1 pseudogene is annotated in these 228 nt (G+C 61.4%); it reads right to left on the bottom strand.

Annotated features, from left to right (window positions below):
* A pseudogene (locus KVT32_RS31985) lies at positions 1 to 228 on the bottom strand (isochorismatase family protein); the annotation flags it as partial.

The raw sequence follows: 228 nt of genomic DNA, 5'->3' as shown, positions 1-228 counted from the left end.
CGGGAACACGTCCAGGATCCCCGGGTAGGTGCGGCCCGAGAAGGACTCGGTCTCCACCGCCGTGATGATGGTCGGGATGGCGAAGACCTTGGCTGCCTTGGCCAGCCCGACCACGTTGTTCTTCAGGGTCTGGCGGTCGATCGATTGCACGCCGAAAGCCATCTGCGGCTGGTGATCGATGATGATCAGCTGCGAGTTTTCCGGGGTCAGGACTTCGAGTTTGGCATT

Source organism: Achromobacter sp. GbtcB20, assembly GCF_019091095.1.
Lineage (GTDB): Bacteria > Pseudomonadota > Gammaproteobacteria > Burkholderiales > Burkholderiaceae_B > Achromobacter > Achromobacter mucicolens.
This window is presented reverse-complemented; position numbering and strand designations above follow the sequence as displayed.